We start from the raw sequence: 24,660 nt of genomic DNA, 5'->3' as shown, positions 1-24,660 counted from the left end.
GAGATTTACAGACCTGTAACTTGAGCCGGCGTATAATGGTCAGTTCTTGTGCCGTCTCCAAGTTGGTAAAAATAGTTATGGCCCCATGCCCATACCGTTCCGTCTGACTTTTGTGCCACCGTGAAAGTTGCACTCGTAGACACAGCCGTCACCCCGCTTAGACCCGCTACCTGAACTGGGCTTAGATAGGTCGAACCAACCGTACCATCTCCCAGTTGACCAGTTGAGTTATAACCCCAAGCCCATAGCGTCCCGTCATTTTTAATCGCCACGCTATGGTACCAATCCGCTTCTACTACTTTTACATGGCTCAAACCTGAAATTTGAACCGGAATCGTTTGACTCGTAGTCGTACCATCTCCGAATTGGCCAGTTGAATTATTGGCCCCATGCCCATACTGTTCCATCCGACTTTATAGCAAGACTGTGGGTGGAACCGGCTGACACGTAGGATACATTACTGAGACCGGACACCTGTACCGGAGTTAGCCGAGTCGTCGTTGTTCCGTCTCCCAGTTGACCATCCGTATTATAACCCCAAGCCCACACGGTTCCATCCGACTTTATGGCAAGGCTATGATAGTTTTTCGATGAGATGGCTACGATATTGGTCAATCCAGAAACCTGTACGGGAGTTGGCCGATTTGTCGTTGTTCCATCCCCCAACTCACCGAAAACATTACTCCCCCATGCCCATACCGTTCCATCGGACTTTAACGCTAAACTATGGTAGAAACCAGCTTCTACATCAGTTACATCTGTTAAATTATGCACTTGAACCGGGCTGTTGCGGTTTATGACAGTCGTGCCATCTCCCAGTTGGCCAACAGAATTAGTTCCCCACGCGAATACGATTCCGTCGTTGCGTAATGCCAAACTGTGGTTTTCATCTCCTGCCGCAACATCGACAATGTCTTGAAGAAGTGAACTTTGAACGGCAGATGAGCTGCTCGTACCTAAACCGTTACCTAATTGTCCTAAATTCCCATCGCCCCAAGCCCATAAAGTAGCATCTGTTTTCAAAAATAACGAATGACCCCATCCTGTTGCAAGGACCGTCTTCAATTGAGGTGGAATCGTTGGATTTCCCTGCGCCGATGCAGGCACGATCATCATGGCGAGTAACATGAAAGTAAGCATTGAAATAAATCCTTTTCTTCTCATCAACATTAATATTCTCTCCTTCACTTGATAAATTGGTTACCTGATTGGCCCTCAGTCGGAATCATAGATTCCAAATAGCCTAGCTAAACTTACCCTTCTTTCTATTAGTGTAAAAATATGGAATTAGATACATAATTAATAATACTATCTTACGAGATTAAAGCAATAGTAAACTTTTACAATATTTGTATAAAGTATTGGAGGCTCGCATTAAGGCATAGAGGACAAATAACCCAGCTATTTGTAGGCAAAAAGGGGAATTTGGCCGAATATCATCTGGCACAAATCCCCCTAGGAAATCTTATTTATCTACTTTGAATCCAGCAAAGGTTCAATTAGAGGAACTAGAGTCCTCTATATTCGTGAAAATTGAGCTATTGCTGCAGTGAGCGGAACTACAGGGTCTTAATTGTCCACAATGGCGCGTTTTTCTAATGAAATCGACAAAATAGCGGATCGTAGTTCCTCTTCCTGTTTAGCCCCCTAATTGTATTGGAGAGTACCTAGGGAAATGAGGTACTATTAAATAAAGGGGGCTGAACGGAATGAGACAACGAAACAATGCATTCAAAGATGTTCGTAACAAAGTGGCGCATGAAGCTTTAGCCGGGATTAAAGTTGGTGTTCTTGCAAGGAAGTATGAGGTCTCACCGAAGACCATTCGAAACTGGGTAAAAGAGTTTCAAGATGAATTTGGTGCAGACGCCCTACCTACGATCGACGAACGCATTAACGACTCCAAACGATTGGCTGAGCTTGAAGAAAAATACAATCGAGCTTTAAAGGCATTGGGGGAAAAGGAACTTGAGAATGAAGTTCTGCGTGAGCTCGTAAAAAAGACGAGCCCTGCCTCAGTGATCGACTCCACGTTGCACAAACGTTTATTGGGCAGGGAAACGCGGTAGTTACAATACTAGAACTTACTGGAGTCGCTTCTTCGACGTACTACGACAGGAGAAAGTCCGAGCAACGAACCACGACGAAGAAAACAATCGCAGTACTTCGTGGTAGACCCGTGACAAATTACTCTTTTACGCGCTCAGGTGAAGCCGTCAGTGATGAGCAGATCGAAGAATGGCTGATGGAACTCGTTTCCGGTGAAGAGCATAGCTATGGCTACTTGATGCTGAATGAATGCTTGCGTATCCAACACAATCTGGTCATCAACAAGAAGAAAACGTACCGCCTATGCAAGAAGCTTGGCATCCTTCATCCGCAGCGGCGAAAGAAGATTCATTATCCACGGAAACTGGCTCGTAACCACACGATCAAACGTTCAAACCAACTCTGGCAGCTCGACATTAAGTACGGCTATGTGGCAGGTTATGACCAGTTCTTTTACATGGCGGGCATCATTGATGTGTTTGACCGCAGTATCGTAGGTTACCATCTAGGCTCTAGCTGCGACGCAAAGCAGGTCTGTCAAGCAGTAAGAACTGCCCTACGTTTACGTTTAACAGATGTTGAGGAAATGCCCATCATACGCACGGACAACGGTCCGCAATTCGTTAGCAAAGCATTCGGCGAGCTCTGCGAGGACGAGAAGATTACGCACGAGCGTATACCGCCAAAGACGCCAAATATGAATGCCTACATTGAATCTTTTCACGCAACACTGGAGCGAGATTTACTCACGAAAGAGGTTTTTGGTACATTCCAGGAAGCATACGACGCCGTTGAAACGTACGTTAATTTCTATAACAATCGACGCATGCACCAAAACCTTGGTAAACGATCCCCAGCTGCATTCATGCAGTGGGCAAGTGCCCACCCGGATCAGTTAGCCGACTACATTCGAGCCGTCTAAAAGAAGAAAACGAACGGAAAGAAGAAAGAAACAAAGGATTTCTAAGAGCAACGTTACTTTCGCTAACAATTCTCCGGAATTAGGGGGTCTGACCGCTTCCACATAAAATGCCGCTTTTTCAGAAAAATAGCGGACTCCAGTTCCCATTACAGATGCCTATGGCCATAAAAAAACCGCCGGAGCTCCCTCCGACGGTTCTTACTATCCTACGCTAACGTTGGCTGGATATTGAAAAAACCCAGCTCCGCCGCTTCTTGCTCCACTTGTTGCGGCACCGACCGATAAATATCGGCGCCAAGCCCGCGCAATACGTCGGTAATATCGACATATCCGCGATCAATATGGTGAACGCCTGTAATCTCGGTCTCACCTTCCGCTGCCAACGCTGCCAAAATCAGCGCTGCGCCGGCACGCAAGTCGGTCGCACATACTTTTGCACCGCGCAGCTTCGCATTCCCGCTGACGATAGCCGTGCGGCCATCGACTTTAATATGAGCATTCATGTTCGCGAATTCTTCCACGTGCATGAACCGATTCTCGAACACCGTCTCGGTCACAAGACTTGTGCCATCCGCTACCATCAGCAGCGCCATCATTTGCGACTGCATATCGGTAGGGAAGCCCGGATACGGCAGTGTCTTCACGTCAACCGCACGCAGCGGTCCCGTGGCACGAACGCGAATACCGTTTTCGTCTTCTTCGATGACAACGCCCATCTCCTGCATTTTAGAAATGACAGGACGCAGGTGATCCCCGATAGCATTTTCCATGTACAGTTCACTGCCGGTAATAGCAGCAGCAATCATATATGTGCCCGCTTCTACGCGATCCGGTATAACCGTATGTACGGCCCCACAAAGTTTTTCTACGCCTTCTATGCGAATAACGCCCGTTCCTGCGCCGCGGATAATTGCACCCATCGCATTCAGGTAGTTCGCCAAATCGACAATTTCCGGCTCTTTGGCTGCATTCTCAATGATGGTTGTGCCTTCCGCAAGCGTAGCCGCCATCATAATGTTTTCGGTTGCGCCAACGCTGGCAACATCCAAATAAATTTTAGCACCCTTCAGGCGCCCCTTCACTCTGGCTTCAATATACCCTTGGCCCAATTCAATATCGGCACCCATCGCTTCAAAGCCTTTGAGATGCTGATCAATTGGCCGCGTGCCAATCGCACAACCGCCTGGGAGTGAAATTCTTGCTTGCCCCCGTCTTGCTAACAATGGCCCCATAACAAGGAAAGAGGCTCTCATTTTACGGACTAGATCATAGGATGCTTCGCATGTGTCAATACGTTCCGCACGAACACGAATAACCTGTCGGTCATAGGCGACTTCAATACCTAAGCTTTGCAATACTTTATTAATGACTAGTACATCGTCAAGGGGAGGCGCATCGTGGATGACGCTTTCACCTTCCGACCCCAGAATGGAAGCTGCAATAATCGGCAGTACCGCATTTTTCGCTCCGTTGATTTTCACATTGCCAGCTAACTTTCGGCCACCGCGGACGATAATTTTGCTCATCATGGTCCCTCCGCGCACTTATTTTAATTACAAGGTTTTGCACATTTCCTAAGTTTATCATCACAAGCCACATAGTTACAACTGTGTTCTTTTGGTATTCTGAAACACCTACATAGAGTTCGAATAGGATCTCCATTTTCGATCCGTTCTACTATCCATTGTTGACAACAATTTAAATCATTATTCGAAAAAGAGAATTAAAACATCTTTCCGAAGCCCATGGAGAACCCTAAATATTGGATGAAAAAACTGGCGACTAAGTGACCGAGCCCAATAGAAAGTAGAATTTGTAGCATAATGGCTTGCGCGCCCTTAGGATTCTTAAGCAGCACATCAAAGCGAAATGCTTGCAGCGCCCACCACGCGAGGCCGATACACAAGATATAAACCACGATATCGACCATGTTCATTACCGAAGCATACTTCGCGGCTTCATTCCATTTATCCGCTTCTCCCATAGGTCACCCCTTCTCGGTTCTACCGATTCATTACTTTCACCAGCATAGAGACGAATTCAGCGCGTGTGGCTTGCTCATCAGGATGGAAAGAGCCATCAGAATAGCCGGTGATCCAGCCGTCAGCCCACATTTGTTTCAAAATACCCAAACCCCAATAAGACTCATCTACATCGTTAAAAGGTGAGTTCCCCCGCTTCTTCCCTGTCATATTCATGCTGCGGGCAAGCATTTGTGTCATTTCCATTCGCGTAAGCGTACGATCAGGTCCAAAGCTTCCGTCAGGGTAACCGGCAACAATATCTGCTTGCAGCGCTTTGGCGACATAATCATAGGCCCAGTGTGAAGAGGGCATATCGGAGAACTTCAGCTCTTTACGCTTCGTCAGCTTCAAAGCTCGAGTCAAAACCGTCGCTGCTTCTGCTCGGGTAATCGACTGATTCGGAGCAAAACGATAATTCCCATAACCGCTGATCACGCCTTGCTCCGTAAGCTTGCTTATCGCATCTTGAGCCCAATGCCCTTCAATATCGGCAAATCCGCTTACCAGCGTGTAACTGCTAATTTTCAACCTGTACATTTGACTCATGAACCATTGATTGGCTTGCAGCTTAATATAATAGGTGCCTGCATTCAACGTTTTCTCAACAAAAAGTTGATCAGAACCGTACTCATTTCTATAAAAACCTTGTTCCTTCAATGTACTGTCATAAAGCGTTGCGTACATCGTCCTCGAAGTAGGGATGTTGGTCAACCGTATTTGCGCCAGACCGTTTTGGCCCATTCGGAATTCGAACCAATCCACATCATCATTGTTATTAAATAAACCTTCGTACACCGAATTCATCGCTGCAAAAGTCGCCTGATACGACTTATCATTAGGTTCATTTGGATCAATTAACTTCGGTGTATATTCAATTTCCAGCGTATATTCACCTGTGATCGGCTCCGTATAATCCTTCGTATTACTGACTCGAATATAGTATTGCCCCCGAAATACATCTATGAGTGAACTGATTTCAATTCCGCCATCTCCACCTTGATCTATTGTGATCGACTTTTCTCCTTCCTTCTGGAAGAGAATCATCGGATCTATACGACCCGTATCGACGGAGAGCTTCAATCTTATTGAGCCCGAATGCTCCAGAGGTAAGACAAACCAATCGACATCCCCTTTCTGGTGAAAGGTTCCACGAATCGTTTGGCTGCGTTCAGGAAGCGCAAATGCTTTGTACTGCTTATCATTATCTTCAAAAGGATCCGTGTAGATGATAAAATCCGTTTGCAAACTGTAACTAATCCCTGTTTTCCGTTCGCGATCTACGGTTTGAAGCTGCACATATGTGCGCCCTTTTGTCACTTTCACTTTAAAAGGCTGAGTCCCATCTGAAGAACTATTGGAAATAAAGGTTTCCCCGGAATCAAAACGTACACGAATACCCGCACTATCGTTGTTCTGCAACCATAGCTCAATATATCCGTCATAGGCCGCATCAATCGCGTACCAATCCTCATCCAGCGCGGAGGATAGCGCTGCTTTCACAGAGGTATGTATAGGCAGCTTAGCTGCTTGACTCTGTCGATCATTTGGCTCGAATCGATCCTCTTTATAAGGCTTAGTCAGCGCCATATCCACACGCAACAGTCCATATCCTGTTTTGGCATCCCACCCGGTTTCCCCCAGATCATCCGCCGTCTGCTCCAGTTGGGATCTCACTTCATACGCGCTCATCGTTGGAAATTTGCTCCACACTAGTGCCGCTGCCCCAGCAACCTGTGGTGCGGACATCGAGCTGCCGTCTTGATACTGATAGCCGCCGCCTAGAGCTGTGGTATACACATCCCAGGGTGCAACCAAATCCAGCTCAGGTCCGAAATTTGAACGAGGGTCTGCCTGCTTATCAGCCGTCACGCCTCCTACAGCTAGAACCGTTGGATACGCCGCAGGGTATTTCACACTCATGCTTTCATTGCCAACAGCTGCCACAAGCAGGACATTGTGATCTTCTGCATACTTTACTACGCCTGCCATGTAATCGGAGTACTTATTCAGTCCCAGGGAGAGCACGACGATCTTCGCTCCATGGTCCACAGCATATTTGATGCCTTCGCCAAGCTTCGCTTCGCCGCCAGTTCCATCTGACTCTAATGCTTTAATCGGCATGATTTTAGCGATTGGAGCTATGCCTGCAATGCCTTTATCGTTATTAATCGAAGCCGCAATGATGCCAGCTACGTTCGTTCCATGTCCATTATCATCAATTGGCTTTTTTGAGGGCTGAAGCAAATTCACGCCTTCTACCAAATTACCTACCAAGTCAGGATGTGTAAGATCAACGCCGGTGTCAACCACAGCAACTACAATGGATGCACGCGAATCTCCAGCCGCAGCCCACGCTTCATTGATGTGGATCATATCCAGATAGGTCTGTTTCACCCTCATGGGATCCGTCGAAACGGGATAAGCTGCTTCTGTTTTTGTAACCATCACTGTAAGTTCCACAACAAGTATCATCAGGACGATGAACCCTAAGTGTCGAATGAATTTCATGAAATCACAGTTCCTTTATCTCGTAATGGTCTTATGCCTTCTCTATCTATACCACATTACCCGTCTTCTCGATACATATAACGGTTTTTCTTCGCAAAAAGTTCAGAACTTTTGAAAAAATTTGAGATGAACACCACAGAGTGGCTCTTATAGTCCAATATTTAAGAAGAAGTCATGATTAAAGAAACAAAAAAACAATCCTCACCCATAAATTATACCATGAGGTGTAAGGATTGTTACTTGTGGATTTTGTCAAAAATAAAGTTAAAATATGGGTAATGGCAAACTTTTAGTTTATTAAACTAATCTCATCAGCAACCAACATGACACCACTATCATAATTATAAATATAAACCCAAAAGTCAATAATATCGCCTTTTTTTAGTGTTTGAGGGTCAATTTCTGTTTTAGTATCGGCTTCAACTTTAAAGATCTTTGTTTTGTTATCAATAACAATGAATCCATTCGTACCTGGGTTGGAATTATTGGCGTTGAACCTCTCAAATTCTTCTCCTGTGGGATGGAATTCAGTTAAAGAGACGGTATACATCATTTTTATTCCTTCTGCATTCTTCCCCTTCTGATTGACTGAACTAAAAATTTTTGATTGAAAATGATGATATTTAATCGGAGTTTCTACCGTTTTTTTTGTACATCCTGATATTGCAATACATATAATGAATGACAGAATAATTATCGTTTTTTTAATAGCCACTAAATTCAACTCCTTTATGCACTTTTAAGTGAAATATTAAAAAACCCTCGTGCAGATAATCCTGACTAGGGTTTTAAATTCTAATGCTTAATGTGTTACATACCAGTTTGTACCTGTAAAGTTATTATCATAATGGTAATATTTTAAACCAGGAATCACATTAGGTACAGACCACTTAATTGAATGTGAATTTTTATAACTAGTTGTCACCCCACCTGTAAAAGTCCCCCCCGGCGTTGGTACTGAAAATGCACCTCCAAGAGTCCTTTCTGCTGAGTATGATTTTGTTGCCGTCGCACTTACACTACCGTCATTATAAATTGAAAAGTACGCCCCGTAGGAGCCTCCAGTAACTGAGGAAGGTGAAATTCCATTCAAAGATGAAGTATACCAATTATATGTAGATGAAGGCCCAATTAAATACAACGCTGTAGATGAGTAATCCGACCATTGATAAGATCCGAAATATTTTATATCTCTTTTTATAGATCTGTACATGTAGTTAGCATACAAATCCACACCAGCATCACAGTAAGTTCCATTGTTATAAATACACTGTCCGTTTACAGTGTAATCAATTGCAGTGCCTGTGTCAGTTGATAATGTTGTATTACCACTAACAGTCCATGAACCTGACCCCTGCTTGAATCCAGAATCTATCTTCACAGAAGCAGAGGATGCCATACTTACTGATGCAGATTCATTACTACCCAAATTTACAGATATTATTTTGGTTGGTTGTTGAGCATCATTTTGATAAGTTGTACAAACTGTATATCCATTCCCTCCGCCAAAAGGAACGCAATCACCAACAGCTAGTGTTGATACTTCAACTCCATTTTTTTTAAGCTGTGGTTTTTGTCCTTTAAATTTAGTTGATATTGTTTTAACTCTATCTCTTTCTAATGCTATTCGATCATCCCTTGTTAATTGACTACTATTTTTAAGATGCGGAACAGAAAAAACTTGGTGTGACATTTCGCCTTCTGGAGAAAGAGCATAAACTTCATAAGCTGCTACTGCAATCGGACTTTTTTGCTTTGCTTTTTCTTCATCCGATAATGTTGATTTAAGTATATATTTCCCGTCTTTATCGGTTTTACCATTAAAGACCACTTTGTTATTATCCTCCGTTAGTGAAAAGATTAATACATCCGCGCTATTTACATGGGCTTCATTCTTGTCAAGCACTTCAATTGTTATTTCCGGATTTAGTTGCAACTCCGTTAATAACCCTTGTGACGATTCTGCATTTGCTGGTAGAACTAGACTCGCAAATAATGCAAACGAAAATAAAGCAGTATAATACTTTTTCATTAAACAACCTCCATATATTTTATAATTTCTTACATATTATACCATTTAATTATAGCCTAATATTTAAACAATGTTACAATTTGATAAATTTTTGGTTAATTATTACAACTAATATATTCAATGTCACCACCGCTAACTTTTAATTAAATTTTAAAATCCCAAAAATCACTTACATAATTAAATAAAAAAAGCCTTTCCCCACTTATGTAGGGAAAGGCTTTTCAAACTATATCATATTTACATCAAGATAAAATCCTTCGTAAGCATGAAGATAGATTCAATCCATTTGAGCACAAGATGCGGCACCAAACCTAGCGCAACGCTGATAATAGCACATAACCAGACTGTTATGCCCAAAGCAATAGGTACCTTGACCTCAGCCGACTCATAATCGCTGCGCATAAACATTTGGCGAACGACACCAAAGTAGTAGTAGAAAGATACGACGCTCGTCGCGATCATTAGGGAACCGAGCCAGTATTGATGGGTTTGCATCGTACCGAATATGATGTACAACTTACCGAAGAATCCTCCGGATATCGGGATTCCTGTTAAGGACAACACAATCAGCACCATGGCAGCAGCCGTAAAAGGAGCACGGTAATACAGGCCTCCGAAACCCTTGGCCTCGGTATGCCCCTCTGCTTGCTCAATAATCATCAGTACCGCGAAAGCACCGATGTTCATGAACAAGTACGCGATCAGATAGAAAATGAATTCAGAGAAATTCGCGTAGTGGACACCAGAGAAGTACGTCGCAATTGGAACAAGCAAGTATCCTGCATTGGCAATTCCCGAGTAAGCCAAGAGCCTTTTCATGTTGGTTTGCTTCAGGGCGATGAAATTACCGACCACCATGGCGATCGCAGCCATAACGGAAATAGCCAGGAACACATCGGATTGGAATTTCGATTCCTCGAAAGAACTAAACCCAAACAAGACGTAGAATACTCGGAAAAGGATGGCGAAACCAGCACCTTTGGACACGACAGCCAAGAAAGCCGTCACAGGCGTCGGAGCGCCTTCGTAGACATCCGGCGCCCAGCTGTGGAAAGGGGCGGCGGCTATTTTGAAACCGAATCCGGCAAGCAGCATAAAAAATGAAACGTAGAGCAGTGGCTCGTAGGAACCAATGAGCGATGGGAGCGCAGCGCCAATCTGTGCAAGATTGCTCGATCCGACCATCCCATAAAGGAAGGACATGCCATACAAGATGATGGCAGAGGATACACCGCCCATCACTAAGTATTTAAAGGCTCCTTCATTGGACTTGCTATCTTTCTTTTTCATCGCCACAAGCAAGTACGAGGTAATACTAAGCAGTTCCAGCCCTACGTACAGCGTAATTAAATCACCCGAGGATGACATAATCATTGCGCCGAGCGCTGCAGGCAGATAGAAGTAGTAGTACTCACCTACATGCGGGATTGTATCTTCCTTCACATAACTTAGACTCATCAGAACGACGAGACCTGTTCCTAGCAGGGTGAACAATTTCAGCAGATTAGAGAAATCATCCACTCTATAGCTTTGATTGAGCAGTTGAATCGCCTCATCCGGATTCAACTGAAGCAAGACAAACACGCCGGAAATCACAAGGCCGACCAAAGTCAACCATCCAATAACGGAACGACTTAACCTGCTTGGCAGGATCAAATCCAAGAGAGATAGGATGATCGCGGTGGCAACCAGCGAAAGTTCAGGGAGCAGATGCGCTAAATCGGCGACTTGGAGTCGAAGCTGTTCCACCGGACTAACCTCCTATCTTCCCGGCTACGCTTTGGATCAATTGATCCAAGCTGCCTATCGTTTGCTGAAGCGGCTGGCTCAGCACGCTTGGGTACACCCCGAGCAAGAGGATGAACGCCACCAAGGTAATCATCGGCACCGCCTCGATTAATCGTGCGTCGCGTATCCCTTGCAGGACCAGGTTTGGCTGCTTAGGGCCAAACGTGATGTTCAACACCCCGCGCAGCACGTACACCGCTGCGAGAATGATCCCCAGTGTACCGATAATCGCGTACACCCGGTGTGTCTCGAAGAGTCCGAGGAACGCGAGGAACTCACTGATGAAGCCGGATAAGCCCGGCAATCCGAGCGAGGCCATCCCCGCAATCAGCAGAATCCCGCTGATGAAGGGAACCGACGAGGCGAGACCGCCTAAGCGATCGAGCTCGGTCGTGTTCGTCCGCTCGTAGATGCTGCCGACGAGCAGGAACATCAGGGCCGAGATCAGACCGTGTGAGATCAGTTGGAACACGGCTCCCTGGAGGCCCGACACGTTAAATGCGGCGAGTCCGAGCAGGACGATGCCCATATGGCTGATACTTGAGTAAGCCAATACGAGTTTGAAGTCTTTTTGCACCATCGCGAGAATGGCGCCGTACACGATATTGATTACGCCTAGGAGGGCCAGCATCCAGGCCCACTGCTTCGCCTCCGCCGGAAAGAACAGAATGCCGAAGCGGATAAGGCCGTAAGCCCCCATTTTGAGCAAAATACCGGAGTGAATCATAACAACAGCAGGCGGAGCCTCTGTATGTACTTTTAGCATCCACGTATGGAACGGGAAGATCGGCAGTTTGATGCCGAAGGCGACCAGCAGCATAATGAACACGGTCCATTTCATGGCTGGGCTTAGGAAGAACGGCGCTCCCTCTTGATTCACATAAGCGGCGGGATCTTGCAGCAAATTATGCGCAATGGTATGAATATCTCCGCTGTAGTAAATGATAGCCTCTGTCTGCGACGGATCTTGGTTGAAGCCTGCCGTGCTGACAAGGATTAGGAACGCGATCAGCATAATCGCTGAACCAAGCCCGTTGTAGAGAAGAAAGCGGTTTGCCGCCTGCTCTCTCTTCATATAGCCCCATATTCCGATCAGGAAGAACATCGGCACCAGCGTGATTTCGAAGAACAGGAAGAACAAGAACAGGTCCTGAGCCATAAAGACGCCAAACATACCGGTTTCCAGCAGCAGGAATAAAATAAAGTAAGTTTTCCACCGTTTCTTGATGTACACCGAGGCTAAAGCAGCCATGGACGACACAAGAGCGGTTAAAAATACAAGCGGCAATGATATTCCATCAACGGCAACGCTGTATTTGAATTCAAAGAAATACGATGTGATTTGTTGAATCCCCTCATGGTTCAGCGGAACTTTGATCCAGTCGAGTTGTTCTTTGTATTGAATCGGATCACCTTGAAAATTGTAATCAGAATACAACCATGCCGCCAAAATAAGCGGAATCAATGTCGTGACAATACCGATCGTTTTAATTAAACGGCCGCGATCACTTCGAATGAAGAGCAGGACCAGCACACCGAGCAAAGGTGAGAAAGCGATTAGACTGAGTATAGGTAGATTAGCCGGCATGGATGAACCTCCTTCCTGCGATGGCGAGCGCCAAGATCAGCATCCCTAGAATCATGATGACGCCGTAGGTCTGCATCTGGCCATTCTGAAGACGGGAGCCCAAACGCCCAAGACTGACGACAGTAAAGGCGACCAAACGCACGATACCATCAATGATGTACACATCAATCAGTTCAAGAATCCATCCTAAACCTCGCAGTGGCTTGACGATAAGACTGTCATAGATTTCATCCACGAAATATTTACGGTTGAACAGTGTGTACAACCAAGGCAACTTACCGGATACGACATCCCGCGGAATCGTGCGTTTCAGGTAGATTAGGTACCCTAGACCAATACCAAGCAACCCGGCGAGTGTGGATAAAATAATAACGATCCAATTGGCCTTCTCGTCATGTTCTTGACCCGTTAACCAATGGCCCAGCCATTCGTTGAACGGCGTATTCACAAACCCCGCAACCACAGCAAGTACAGCCAAAATGATCAGCGGTATCGTCATCGTGGAAGGCGATTCATGAGGCTCATGGGCATGATCGCCGTGCCCGTGCGCTTTCCCTCTAGGCGAGCCCAGGAAAACCAGGAAGAACAGTCGGGACATATAAAAGGCGGTGAAGAATGCCGCAATCACTCCAACCCAGAACAACAGCTGGTTATGCTCGTACGCTTCTGTCAGAATCATATCCTTCGACCAGAACCCTGCGAATGGGAATATTCCCGAGAGCGCCAAGGTTCCGATGGCGAATGTCCAGGTCGTTATTTTCATTTTGCGGGATAGGCCGCCCATTTCATTGATGTCCTGCGTATGCACGGCGTGAATCACGCTGCCTGCTCCCAAGAAGAGCAAGGCTTTGAAGAAAGCATGCGTGAATAAATGAAACATCCCTGACGTATACGACACGCCAATGCCGAGCGCCATCATCATATAGCCAAGCTGACTTACTGTCGAATAAGCGAGAATACGTTTGATATCGTTCTGCGCGATCCCGATTGTCGCCGCAAAGATGGCGGTAAAGCCGCCCACATAAGCAACAACCAGTAAGGCATCCGGCGAAGCATGGAAAATGTCAAACGTACGCGCCACTAAGTACACCCCTGCGGCAACCATTGTTGCTGCGTGGATCAGCGCACTGATCGGCGTCGGACCTTCCATGGCGTCAGGCAACCAGGTGTGCAGCGGGAACTGACCTGATTTCCCCATCGCTCCGATAAAGATCAGAACGGCAATCCAAGTGACGATGGTCGGGTCAATTTTGCCTGTAGTGAAGGCATTATGTATAGAGGTAAAATCGAGAGCATGCCCCGGCATGTACCAAAACAGCAGCAGGATGCCAAGGAACAGTCCCACGTCCCCGATGCGGGTAACGATGAAAGCTTTTTTCGCTGCAGCCTTCGCCTCTGGCTTGAAGTACCAGAAACCTACAAGCAAGAAGGAACATACCCCTACAAGTTCCCAGAAAATGTAGAGCTCTAACATGTTTTCAGAAATAACCAGACCTAACATGGAGAAAGAGAACAGAGCGATATAACCAAAGAACACATGGATTCGCTCGTCGCCTTTCATATAACCTCTAGAGTAAATATTAACGAGGAGAGAGACCAACGTGACGATGACCAGCATCAGGGCGTTCAAATTGGTGACCTCAAACCCCATACTCAAGGTAAAATCACCAACTTGCAGCCAATTCAGCTTATCCCACGTATAATCCTCAACTTTGCCGCCGATGCGTTCAACAAATATCAGCACAGCGACGATAAATGAGGCGAACATCGCAAAAATACTGATATAAATGCCCAAATCCTTTAATTGACGTCCCATAGCCGTAAGCGCTAGAAAAGCAATCAACGGAAACAACGGAATGAGCCAGGCGTACTGTGAATAGTCCGATACCATATCCTTGTTAGCCTCCTAGCGCTTCATAGAATCCAAATCCGTTACATCTACTGTTCCTCTATTTCGGTAAATCGTAATAAGAATCGCTATCCCCACAGCTGCTTCTGCGGCTGCAATCGTAATGTTGAAGAGTGAGAAAATTTGACCTGTGAGCGCTGGATGATCCCCGAGTTTGGAGAAAGCGATCAAATTTAAGTTCACCGCATTGAGCATCAACTCAATTGACAATAACACGATGACCCCATTTTTTTTCGTTAAAGCGCCGTACAGACCGATACAGAACAGGATTGCAGCCAGCGTGAGATAGGGAGTAATAATGTTGCCCATAGCTAATCCTCCTCTCTCTTCGCTACGATAATAGCGCCGATGAAAGCGACTGTCAGCAGCACAGACATGATTTCGAATGGAATCACGTGCTGGTTATACAACAGCTTGCCGATTTCTAATGTGTTGTCTTTGCCGGCATCTAAAGAGCCTTGTGAGACGAAGGTCGTTTTTTGAATCGCATAAAATAACACCCCGAACAAGCCCAAAGCGCCAACGATCGCCAAACCTTCGTGCCAAGGACGCCTTGGCTCCTCCTCTTCCCCTTGTCTGTGCTTCGTCATCATAATGCCGAAAATCATGAGGATCGAGATGGCTCCTGCATAGATCAGCACCTGTACGAAAGCAACAAACTCGGCTTCAAGGATAATATACAGCCCTGCTAAGCTAATGAACGTAAGCGCAACGGCAATGACCATATGAACAACTTTGGTAAAAGAAATCATAAAGATCGCTCCGCCGATGGCCAGAAGGGCGAAAATGAAGAAAGCCCAGCTTGAACCGCTTGAGAGGAAATCACCAATTCCGCTAAACATCTTTTTTGGCCCCCCCTTTTGGCATGGCCGAGTTATTCTCCTGACGAATGTTTTGGTTATTGTCATTCAACCATTGCAAATTTTTGAAAAGATCATCGCGACTATAGGAACTTAGCTCGAAATTATTTGTCATGACGATTGCTTCCGTAGGACACACCTCTGTGCAAAGATCGCACAAAATACAAATTTCGAAGTTGATATCGTACGTATCAATGACCTTCCCCTTTTTCTCGGGGTCCGGATTCGCTTTACCCGTCAGAGTAATGCACTCGGTTGGGCAAATACGCGCACATTGATTGCACACGATGCACTTCTCTGGGTCAAAATGTTGAATACCGCGAAAACGATCCGGCATTTTGATCGGGACCTCAGGGTATGCGTACGTGATTTTTTTCTGTGTCATACTTTTCAACGTTACGCCTAAGCCTTTGATTATGCCCTTCATTTGGTTCACTCCTTAGAGTTTTGCTTTGGCAAAACTGACATCGTATGCGTAGGCTATATTAAAAGATCGTCATAATGATCGCCGTTACCAGCATATTCACTAGCGCCAAGGGCAGCAGCACTTTCCAGCCAAATCCCATGAGCTGATCAATTCGTACGCGAGGCAACGTCGCCCGCAACCAGAACAAGACGAATACAACGAGGGAGAATTTCAGCAGGAACCAGATGATCCCCGGAATAAAATCAAGGAATGGGAACGGCGCATGCCATCCGCCTAAGAAGATCAGGCTCGTTAAAGAAGCAATGATAAACACGTAAACGTATTCCGATAGCATGAAAAATGCAAAGCGGAAGCCGCTATATTCCACGTGATAACCTGCTACAAGCTCAGACTCTGCTTCGGGCAAGTCAAAAGGTGTCCGGTTAAGCTCCGACACACCGGCAATGGCGAAGATGATGAAACCTAGAATTTGAGGAATGAAGTTCCAGTGCCAGAAACCGCCCGCTTGGTGGTCCACGATAGTATGCAGATTTAAACTGCCTGTCATCATAATGACACCAATGACGGAAATGACGAGCGGTACCTCATAACTGATCATTTGCGCTGCTGAACGCATACCGCCTAGCAAGGCATATTTATTATTTGATGCCCAGCCCCCAAGAATAATCCCAATCGTAGAAATCCCTGTCAGCGCCACGTAATAAAGCAGACCCGCATTCAAATTCGCATTAAACATACGATCCGAGAAAGGGATCGCCGCAATAATCGTAAACGAAGGAATGAACGTAATGATAGGCGCCAAAATGAACAGCTCACGTTCCGCCTTTTTGGGAATGGTATCTTCTTTAATGAGCAGTTTGAATACGTCTGCGACGCTCTGCAGAAGCCCAAACGGCCCTGTGCGGTTTGGTCCGATCCGCAGCTGCATCCAGCCAATGACCTTCCGCTCAAAGTAGATCGCGTAGGTAACGAAGCCAAGAACCAAGAGCAGCATAACGATGCCCCAGAAAAGGAAAACGAAGAAGTTCGTCCAGGTTAGACTTTCTTCCAGCAAATTTACCATTAGGCATCCACCTCCCCAACGACAATATCGATGCCGCCCAATATCGTAATCAGGTTGGTCATCGATTCACCGACCAGGAGCTTGGGCAATATTTGTAGATTTACGAAGGACGGTCTGCGGAATTTCAGACGGAATGGCTCTTGCTTGCCTCGGGAAATAATATAGCAGCCGATTTCTCCACGAGGAGACTCGATAGCCGCATACACTTCACCTTCAGGAGGACGAATCACCCTAGGCACCTTGCCCATGGTTTCCCCTTGTTCAGGGAACTGTGCCACAGCTTGCTCCAAAATACGCAGGGACTGTTTTACTTCCTCCATGCGTACTAGATAGCGATCATAACAATCGCCGCCGTTTCGTACAGGCACATCGAATTGAAAGCGATTGTAAAGGCTGTATGGCTGTGTTTTGCGGATATCCCAGTCAACACCCGTACATCTTAAGTTCGCGCCGCTAAGCCCATAAGCAATGGCTGTATCAGCGTCATATTTACCTACTCCCTTAATCCTGGACAGGAAAATCTCATTTCCGGATACAAGGGTATGATATTCTTCCAATTTGCCGTACATATACGGGATAAATTTCTTAACTTTATCGATCCAACCGTCTGGAGCGTCCCATTTTACCCCGCCTACACGCATGTAGTTGTAAGTCAAACGAGCTCCGCAGAGTTCATTGAACAGGTCAATGATAATTTCCCGATCACGGAAAGCGAATAAGAACGGACTCATCGCTCCGATATCCAGCAAATACGTTCCCCACCACACCATATGGGAAGCAATCCGCTGAAGTTCCATCACGATCAAACGAAGGAATTCCGCACGTTCCGGAACTTCCAGTCCCATCATTTTCTCAACGGCATGAACGAGAACATAGTTCGTCGTCATGGCAGAGACGTAATCCATACGGTCTGTATAAGGAATAATTTGCGTGTAGCTCAGATTCTCAGCCAGCTTCTCTGTTCCTCTATGTAGATAGCCCATAACGGGTATAGCTTCTTTGATGACCTCTCCATCCAGCTTCACAATCACGCGGAAAACGCCATGCGTACTAGGATGCTGAGGACCAACGTTTAGCAGGAGCTCTTCTGTCCGTAACAAATGCTACACCTCCGGGTCAAGCGGTTCGTAATCTTTGCGCAGTGGATGGCCGACCCAATCGTCAGGCATCATGATTCTTACCAGGTTGGGATGCCCGGGGAACTCAATTCCCAGCAGGTCATACACTTCCCGCTCATTCCAATTCGCGGTTGGCCACAAAGGAGCGACAGATGGGATACTTGGCTGATCCCGATCTGTTTTCACCTTCACACAATACTCGCGCTTGTGCGTGAGGGAAAGCAGATGATACGCCACTTCCAGATGCGTCTCTTGATCCACACCGGAGAGATTGCGCAAGTAGTCGCAGCGCAGCTCTTCGTGATCCCGCAGCGTCAGCGCAGCCTCCGGCCAGCGGGAGCTGTGAATGACAACGTAAGGACGGTGACCGTCCCTTTCGTTAATGAAGCTATCGACGACGGCCTCTTCGCCGGCGCTTTCTTTCAAGATCGCCACCAGCCTATCCAGCAGGGGCTGGTTAGGCGAAGGCTCTTTCGGCGCGGCAGGCTCCGCCGCATCGGTTTTCGCTCCGCGCGCGCTAGCTCGCGCTGCGCGTGCTTCTGCGGCGGCCTGCGCTTTGGCCGCCTTCTCGTCATCCCCTGCAGCAGCAGGGGATGGAGGTGCTGCTGCCGACGCGGGCTCGCCCGTCGGCTCAGCGGCCGCCGCCTTCGCCGCTAGGCGGGCGGCTCTCGCCGCGGCGCGCTCCGCGGCCTTCTCTTCGGCGGTTTTCTCCGCCGCTTCAGCCGCGGGCGGTTCGCCCGCCGGTTTCGCCTCAGAAGCAGGCGTCGACGGCTCTGTAGTTCCTTCAGCCTTGGTCTCTTCCGCAGATGCTGTCTGCCCGACCTCGACCTTCTCCTCCGGTTTCTTATCCTCACTCATCGGTTGATCACCTGCTTACCGGTCTTTGCTTCGTAGCGAATCTTCTCCTGAAGCTTGTTGATCCCGTAGATAAGTGCCGCCGGGTTTGGCGGACAACCCGGTATGTACACATCAACCGGAACGATCTGATCTACACCTTTGACAACGGAGTACGATTTCACGTACGGTCCGCCGGCAGTCGCGCAAGAGCCCATAGCGATTACCCATTTCGGCTCCGGCATTTGCTCATAAAGACGGCGCAGCAAAGGAGCCATTTTCTTCGTAACTGTCCCTGCCACAATCATGACATCGGATTGCCTAGGGGACGTACGGAAGATGACTCCAAAACGGTCTAAATCATAATGCGATCCGCCCGTACCCATCATTTCGATAGCACAGCAAGCAAGACCAAACGTTAAAGGCCAAAGTGAATTACTGCGAGCCCAAGCTTTCACCTGCTCCAGTGTTGTCATAAATACGTTGCGGTTTAACTCTTCGCGTTCTTCTGGGGAGATCGACTCTAGACTGAAGTCCATTGCAGCACCTTCTTCTTCCAAGCGTATATTAATCCTATGGCTAGCAAGGCTACAAAAATGCACATTTCCACTAAAGCAAAAAGTCCTAGTTGATTAAAAGCAACAGCCCAAGGATACAGGAACACGGTCTCTACATCAAAGATGACAAACATCAACGCAAACAAATAATATCGAATGTTAAACCGGATTTGCCCTTCACCAACAGGCTCGTTCCCACTCTCATACGTCGTATACTTCTCCACAACGGGTTTGCTCGGTCTTAACCATTTGCCTATCGTAAGCGCTGCCACCGGGAGGAAAATACCTAACCCAAGAAAAATCGCTACGATTACATAGTTATTTGTGTACATCATCTGAATGTAACCGCCTCCATTCTTATTTACTTTCTCAAATCATTGATTCAAATTGGTAATAATCACCTTCAATATTATACCAAAAGAGCTCAGGGGAGTCGATGACTAATTCCAAGCCCTCTTTTTTTCATACTTTGTGAGTAGAATTTCCATAACTTTTAAGAATAATCCGTTTATAAGAAAAAAGCGACGGAACCTGAGTCCCATCGCTTCTTTGATCTATTATTTGCCGGACACGCTGATCCGGTTCAATGCTCTTTGCAAAGAGGCTTCCGCACGTTTGAAATCAACGTTATCTTGCTTCGAATCCGCAAGACGTTTCTCCGCACGTTCTTTCGCTGCTCTCGCACGATCCACATCGATTTGTTCTGGCAGCTCGGCGCTTTCCGCCAGTATGACCACTTTGTCCTTACGCACTTCCATAAATCCGCCGTTCACTGCGATGATCTCGTCTTTGGAGCCCTGCTTCTTCACAGTAATCGAGCTAATTTTCAATGGAGTCACGAGTGGAATGTGGTTCGGCAGAATTCCAAGCTCCCCTTCGACACCCTTTGCGACTAACATGTTCACTTGTTCAGCGTACACTTTGCGCTCAGGAGTAACAATTTCAAGTAGGAATGTACTCACTTGGATTCTCCTTCCTCAGCTAACGCGAAGTTTACCAAAGGTAACCTTACAGCGTTTTCGCTTTCTCGATTGCGTCCTCAATCGTACCTACGTTGTGGAACGCTACTTCAGGAAGGTTGTCGTGCTTACCTTCAAGAACTTCTTTGAAGCTGCGCACAGTTTCTTTCAATGGTACATACAAGCCTGGGAAACCGTTGAACGGCTCAGCAACGTGAAGCGGCTGAGACAAGAACAGACGGAGACGACGCGCACGAGTAACGACTAGTTTATCCTCATCGGACAACTCATCCATACCCAAGATCGCGATGATATCCAGAAGCTCTTTGTAACGTTGAAGAACTTGTTTAACACCTTGTGCTACTTTATAGTGCTCTTCGCCTAGAATTTCTGGCGTCAAGATACGGGAGGAGGAAGCAAGTGGATCTACCGCTGGGAAAATACCCGCAGCCGCGATACTACGCTCCAAGTTCGTTGTCGCATCTAAGTGAGCGAACGCTGTAGCTGGAGCTGGATCCGTATAGTCATCCGCAGGAACGTAAATCGCTTGAATCGACGTTACGGAACCTTTTTTCGTGGATGTAATACGCTCTTGCAATTGACCCATTTCTGTAGCCAAAGTCGGTTGGTAACCTACCGCAGATGGCATACGTCCAAGCAAAGCCGAAACCTCGGAACCTGCTTGTGTGAAACGGAAGATGTTATCTACGAACAGAAGAACGTCTCTGCCTTCAACATCACGGAAATACTCAGCCATTGTCAAACCTGTCAAAGCTACGCGAAGACGCGCGCCAGGAGGCTCGTTCATTTGACCGAATACCATCGCTGTTTTCTCGATAACGCCGGAGTCTTTCATCTCGTGGTAAAGGTCATTACCTTCACGAGTACGCTCACCAACGCCTGCGAAAACGGAGATACCACCGTGCTCTTGGGCAATGTTGTGAATCAACTCTTGCATCGTTACGGTTTTACCTACACCCGCACCACCGAAGAGACCGATTTTACCACCTTTTGCGTAAGGAGCCATAAGGTCAATAACTTTAATTCCTGTTTCAAGAACTTCCGATTTCGTGGACAAGTTCTCGAATGCAGGAGCTTCTTTATGAATTGGACTAGTCAACGTGCGATCAACGTTTTCGATACCATCGATAGGATCTCCAACTACGTTGAATACGCGACCTAGTGTTGCAGCACCTACAGGTACTGTGATTGGAACTCCTGTGTCCGTAGCTTCAGCGCCACGTACAAGTCCGTCTGTGGAAGACATCGCTACGCAACGAACGAGGTTGTCACCGAGGTGAACCGCCGCTTCAACCGTAATCGTAACCGTTTGACCGGCTTCCGTTTTTTCAATCTTGATTGCATTCAGAATTTCAGGGAGTTGTCCGCGTCCGAACTCAATGTCGACGACAGGCCCTGTAATATTCACAACGCGCCCTTTGCTCATGGTTTCCCTCCTAAGAAAAGCTTCGCCTCTAAGCGAGGCGTTTTATCAATTAAGCGTTCGCGTTCGCGCCGCTGACGATTTCCGCAATTTCTTGCGTAATGGCAGCTTGACGTGCACGGTTGTATGCTAATGTGTAGCTGCTGATCATCTTCGTTGCATTTTTCGTTGCGGAGTTCATCGCTGTCATTCTCGCGCCGAACTCACTTGCTTTACCTTCCAATACCGCGCTGTAAATAATTGTTTCCGCATATTTAGGCAGCAGTACTTCTAGAACGCCTTCCGCAGACGGCTCATACTCGTAGCTAGCCGTTGACGCGCCTTTTACTTCCTCCATAGGAAGCAAGCGAACCATGGTTGGTATCTGACTGATTGCATTTTGGAATTTGTTGTACACCAAGAACAATTGGTCGTACGCGCCCTTCTCAAAATTGGAAACAGCAGAAGCCGCAATCGATTTAATATCCGAGAACTTCGGAGAATCCGGAAGTCCTGTAACTTCTTGAACGATCTCAACATTACGTTTTTTGAAGAAGTTGCTACCTTTACGTCCGATTACGAAAACAGCATATTCCGACGGGGATTGATGTTTTTCGCGAATCTCCGTCATCGCTTTCCGCAATACGTTCGCGTTGTAGCCTCCAGCCAAACCACGATCCGAAGTGATAACCAAGTAAGCGGTTTTCTTCACTTCGCGCGTTTGCAGCATTGGATGTTTCACACCTTTGGAGCCTGCAGCGATGCTAGCTACTACTTCTTTCAGCTTATCCGAATAAGGACGAGCCGCTTCAGCAGCTTGCTGAGCACGACGCAAGTTCGCAGCTGCAACCATCTCCATCGCACGCGTAATTTGCTTCGTGTTTTGTGTCGATTTGATTTGGCGCTTAATCTCGCGCATTCCTTTTGCCATACCTGTCACCTCTCTTTTGAGGCTTTGGAAAGCCTTCATTCGAAGGCCTGATCTCAGGCAGCATGCACCCAATCTCAGGCATATACGGAGTACCTGGCTTTTCACGAAGAAAAGCGCAGGTATTCAAATTTTATTCAGAAACTGCGAAGCTCTTTTTGAACGTGTTGATAGCATCAACCAGCGCTTTGTCGTTATCCGCAGTAATATCTTTGGTATCACGAATGCTGTTCAAAATTTCGGAGCGGTTGGATTCCAGGTAAGCCAAGAATTGCGCTTCAAAACGAGTAACGTCTTGTACTGGAATGTCATCTAAGTGGCCTTTAACAACCGTGTACAGAGAGCAAACTTGTTTCTCTAGGGAAAGCGGCTGATGCACGCCTTGCTTCAAGATTTCAAGTGTGCGAACCCCACGATCAAGACGGGCTTTTGTTGCTTTATCAAGATCAGAACCGAACGCTGCGAAGGCAGCAAGCTCACGGTATTGAGCCAAGTCTACACGCAGTGTACCGGCAACTTTTTTCATTGCTTTCGTTTGAGCGGAGCCCCCTACACGGGATACAGAGTTACCAACGTTAACCGCTGGACGCTGACCGGAGTAGAACAGGTCGGACTCAAGGAAGATTTGACCGTCCGTAATGGAAATTACGTTCGTCGGAATGTAAGCGGAGATATCGCCTGCTTGTGTCTCGATGAATGGAAGTGCTGTAATCGAACCGCCACCAAGATCATCGTTCAATTTCGCAGCGCGCTCCAGCAAACGGGAGTGCAAGTAGAATACGTCACCTGGGTATGCTTCGCGACCTGGTGGACGACGCAGCAAGAGGGACAACTCACGGTATGCAGCCGCTTGTTTGGACAAGTCATCGTATACGATCAATACGTGCTCGCCTTTGTACATGAAGTACTCACCCATTGCGCAGCCTGAGTATGGAGCCAACCAAAGCATTGGTGAAGGCTCGGAAGCAGAAGCTGTTACAACGATTGTGTATTCCAAAGCGCCAGCAGCACGAAGTTTTTCAACAACGCCTACGACTGTGGATTGTTTTTGACCGATTGCAACGTAGATACATTTAACGCCGTTGCCTTTTTGGTTCAGGATCGCATCGATCGCAATCGCTGTTTTACCTGTTTGACGGTCACCAATGATCAACTCACGTTGACCACGGCCAACTGGAACCATCGCGTCAATCGCTTTGATACCTGTTTGCATTGGCTCATGAACGGATTTACGAGCCATAACGCCTGGAGCCATGTTCTCAACAGGGCGGAATTCAGTTGTAGCAATAGGTCCTTGACCATCGACTGGTTGACCCAAGGAGTTAACGACACGGCCGAGAAGGGCTTCCCCAACAGGAACCTCCATGATACGTCCTGTACGTTTTACTGGATCGCCTTCACGGATATCTTTGTAAGGTCCGAGAATAACGATACCTACGTTGCTTTCTTCAAGGTTAAACGCGTAGCCCAGAACGCCATTTGAAAACTCAAGCAGTTCGCCTGCCATTACGTTTTCCAAACCATGAGCACGAGCGATACCGTCCCCTACTTGAATGACTGTACCAACATCAACCACTTGCATATCGGATTTATAGTTTTCAATCTGTTGTTTAATCAATGAGCTGATTTCTTCAGGTTTGATACTCAACGAACGTCACCCCTATTCTTACA

Annotated in this window: 24 protein-coding genes; 2 read left to right on the top strand and 22 right to left on the bottom strand. The window is 46.8% G+C overall.

What is annotated here, in order from left to right; all coding sequences use genetic code 11:
* Window positions 1–5: 5 nt before the first annotated feature.
* Both ACKTT9_RS00395 and ACKTT9_RS00390 read right to left on the bottom strand, forming a co-directional pair.
* A complete protein-coding gene (locus tag ACKTT9_RS00395; protein ID WP_407870103.1) occupies window positions 6–407 on the bottom strand; it encodes an RCC1 domain-containing protein in 402 nt (133 codons plus the stop codon).
* Window positions 379–1,170 carry an RCC1 domain-containing protein gene (locus ACKTT9_RS00390; RefSeq protein ID WP_407870102.1) on the bottom strand — a complete coding sequence of 264 codons (792 nt, stop codon included), beginning with the start codon at window positions 1,168–1,170 and terminating at the stop codon, window positions 379–381. Before ACKTT9_RS00390 ends, ACKTT9_RS00395 begins: the two co-directional genes overlap by 29 nt.
* Before the next feature lie 539 nt (window positions 1,171–1,709).
* Between ACKTT9_RS00390 and ACKTT9_RS00385 the strand changes: the two genes are divergently transcribed.
* Both ACKTT9_RS00385 and ACKTT9_RS00380 read left to right on the top strand, forming a co-directional pair.
* A complete protein-coding gene (locus ACKTT9_RS00385; protein WP_407868515.1) occupies window positions 1,710–2,069 on the top strand; it encodes a transposase in 360 nt (119 codons plus the stop codon).
* Complete coding sequence (locus tag ACKTT9_RS00380; protein ID WP_407872934.1) at window positions 2,048–2,971, top strand: IS3 family transposase; 924 nt, start codon at window positions 2,048–2,050, stop codon at window positions 2,969–2,971. Before ACKTT9_RS00385 ends, ACKTT9_RS00380 begins: the two co-directional genes overlap by 22 nt.
* A gap of 206 nt (window positions 2,972–3,177) precedes the next feature.
* On the opposite strand, the gene murA is transcribed toward ACKTT9_RS00380, so the two are convergent.
* The 20 genes from murA to atpA form a co-directional block, all read right to left on the bottom strand.
* Entirely contained in the window at window positions 3,178–4,497 is a 1,320-nt protein-coding gene (murA, locus tag ACKTT9_RS00375; RefSeq protein WP_127453399.1) for a UDP-N-acetylglucosamine 1-carboxyvinyltransferase, read from the bottom strand.
* Window positions 4,498–4,694: 197 nt separating this feature from the next.
* Window positions 4,695–4,955 (bottom strand): DUF1146 family protein, encoded by a 261-nt coding sequence (locus ACKTT9_RS00370; RefSeq protein ID WP_246069053.1) that lies wholly within the window; start codon window positions 4,953–4,955, stop codon window positions 4,695–4,697.
* Between the two features lie 19 nt (window positions 4,956–4,974).
* The gene (locus ACKTT9_RS00365) at window positions 4,975–7,503 is read right to left on the bottom strand and encodes a S8 family peptidase (RefSeq protein ID WP_407870101.1); all 2,529 of its coding nucleotides are present in this window, start codon (window positions 7,501–7,503) and stop codon (window positions 4,975–4,977) included.
* 289 nt (window positions 7,504–7,792) lie between these two features.
* On the bottom strand, window positions 7,793–8,218 hold the full coding sequence (locus tag ACKTT9_RS00360) for a hypothetical protein (RefSeq protein ID WP_407870100.1): 426 nt from the start codon (window positions 8,216–8,218) through the stop codon (window positions 7,793–7,795).
* Window positions 8,219–8,305: 87 nt separating this feature from the next.
* The gene (locus ACKTT9_RS00355; protein ID WP_407870099.1) at window positions 8,306–9,535 is read right to left on the bottom strand and encodes a hypothetical protein; all 1,230 of its coding nucleotides are present in this window, start codon (window positions 9,533–9,535) and stop codon (window positions 8,306–8,308) included.
* A 237-nt stretch (window positions 9,536–9,772) separates the two neighbouring features.
* Window positions 9,773–11,284 carry an NADH-quinone oxidoreductase subunit N gene (locus ACKTT9_RS00350; RefSeq protein WP_407870098.1) on the bottom strand — a complete coding sequence of 504 codons (1,512 nt, stop codon included), beginning with the start codon at window positions 11,282–11,284 and terminating at the stop codon, window positions 9,773–9,775.
* A 4-nt stretch (window positions 11,285–11,288) separates the two neighbouring features.
* Window positions 11,289–12,911 carry a NuoM family protein gene (locus ACKTT9_RS00345; RefSeq protein ID WP_407870097.1) on the bottom strand — a complete coding sequence of 541 codons (1,623 nt, stop codon included), beginning with the start codon at window positions 12,909–12,911 and terminating at the stop codon, window positions 11,289–11,291.
* Window positions 12,901–14,802: an NADH-quinone oxidoreductase subunit L gene (gene nuoL, locus ACKTT9_RS00340; RefSeq protein WP_407870096.1), complete on the bottom strand. Its 1,902-nt coding sequence runs from the start codon at window positions 14,800–14,802 to the stop codon at window positions 12,901–12,903. The genes ACKTT9_RS00345 and nuoL overlap by 11 nt, the downstream gene beginning before the upstream one ends.
* A 15-nt stretch (window positions 14,803–14,817) precedes the next feature.
* Window positions 14,818–15,129, bottom strand: coding sequence for an NADH-quinone oxidoreductase subunit NuoK (gene nuoK, locus ACKTT9_RS00335; protein WP_127453411.1), 312 nt, complete (start codon window positions 15,127–15,129; stop codon window positions 14,818–14,820).
* A 2-nt stretch (window positions 15,130–15,131) separates the two neighbouring features.
* Complete coding sequence (locus ACKTT9_RS00330; RefSeq protein WP_127453412.1) at window positions 15,132–15,662, bottom strand: NADH-quinone oxidoreductase subunit J; 531 nt, start codon at window positions 15,660–15,662, stop codon at window positions 15,132–15,134.
* Window positions 15,655–16,107, bottom strand: a complete 453-nt coding sequence (nuoI, locus tag ACKTT9_RS00325) for an NADH-quinone oxidoreductase subunit NuoI (RefSeq protein WP_127453413.1) — start codon at window positions 16,105–16,107, stop codon at window positions 15,655–15,657. Before nuoI ends, ACKTT9_RS00330 begins: the two co-directional genes overlap by 8 nt.
* Before the next feature lie 58 nt (window positions 16,108–16,165).
* Window positions 16,166–17,170: an NADH-quinone oxidoreductase subunit NuoH gene (gene nuoH / locus ACKTT9_RS00320; RefSeq protein ID WP_315955540.1), complete on the bottom strand. Its 1,005-nt coding sequence runs from the start codon at window positions 17,168–17,170 to the stop codon at window positions 16,166–16,168.
* The gene (locus ACKTT9_RS00315; protein WP_407870095.1) at window positions 17,170–18,270 is read right to left on the bottom strand and encodes an NADH-quinone oxidoreductase subunit D; all 1,101 of its coding nucleotides are present in this window, start codon (window positions 18,268–18,270) and stop codon (window positions 17,170–17,172) included. The genes nuoH and ACKTT9_RS00315 overlap by 1 nt, the downstream gene beginning before the upstream one ends.
* Window positions 18,271–18,273: 3 nt before the next feature.
* Window positions 18,274–18,714 carry an NADH-quinone oxidoreductase subunit C gene (locus ACKTT9_RS00310; protein WP_407870094.1) on the bottom strand — a complete coding sequence of 147 codons (441 nt, stop codon included), beginning with the start codon at window positions 18,712–18,714 and terminating at the stop codon, window positions 18,274–18,276.
* A 428-nt stretch (window positions 18,715–19,142) separates the two neighbouring features.
* Window positions 19,143–19,661: an NADH-quinone oxidoreductase subunit B family protein gene (locus ACKTT9_RS00305; protein WP_127453417.1), complete on the bottom strand. Its 519-nt coding sequence runs from the start codon at window positions 19,659–19,661 to the stop codon at window positions 19,143–19,145.
* A complete protein-coding gene (locus ACKTT9_RS00300) occupies window positions 19,646–20,011 on the bottom strand; it encodes an NADH-quinone oxidoreductase subunit A (protein WP_127453506.1) in 366 nt (121 codons plus the stop codon). The genes ACKTT9_RS00305 and ACKTT9_RS00300 overlap by 16 nt, the downstream gene beginning before the upstream one ends.
* Before the next feature lie 225 nt (window positions 20,012–20,236).
* Window positions 20,237–20,641, bottom strand: a complete 405-nt coding sequence (locus ACKTT9_RS00295; protein WP_181646574.1) for a F0F1 ATP synthase subunit epsilon — start codon at window positions 20,639–20,641, stop codon at window positions 20,237–20,239.
* A gap of 46 nt (window positions 20,642–20,687) precedes the next feature.
* Complete coding sequence (atpD, locus tag ACKTT9_RS00290; RefSeq protein WP_127453420.1) at window positions 20,688–22,085, bottom strand: F0F1 ATP synthase subunit beta; 1,398 nt, start codon at window positions 22,083–22,085, stop codon at window positions 20,688–20,690.
* A gap of 49 nt (window positions 22,086–22,134) precedes the next feature.
* Window positions 22,135–22,992: an ATP synthase F1 subunit gamma gene (gene atpG / locus ACKTT9_RS00285; RefSeq protein ID WP_157318565.1), complete on the bottom strand. Its 858-nt coding sequence runs from the start codon at window positions 22,990–22,992 to the stop codon at window positions 22,135–22,137.
* A gap of 130 nt (window positions 22,993–23,122) precedes the next feature.
* On the bottom strand, window positions 23,123–24,637 hold the full coding sequence (gene atpA, locus ACKTT9_RS00280; RefSeq protein ID WP_407870093.1) for a F0F1 ATP synthase subunit alpha: 1,515 nt from the start codon (window positions 24,635–24,637) through the stop codon (window positions 23,123–23,125).
* Between the last annotated feature and the right edge of the window lie 23 nt (window positions 24,638–24,660).

The sequence above is a fragment of the Paenibacillus sp. P36 genome, from assembly GCF_045866505.1.
Taxonomy (GTDB): Bacteria; Bacillota; Bacilli; order Paenibacillales; family NBRC-103111; genus Paenibacillus_E; species Paenibacillus_E chondroitinus.
This window is presented reverse-complemented; position numbering and strand designations above follow the sequence as displayed.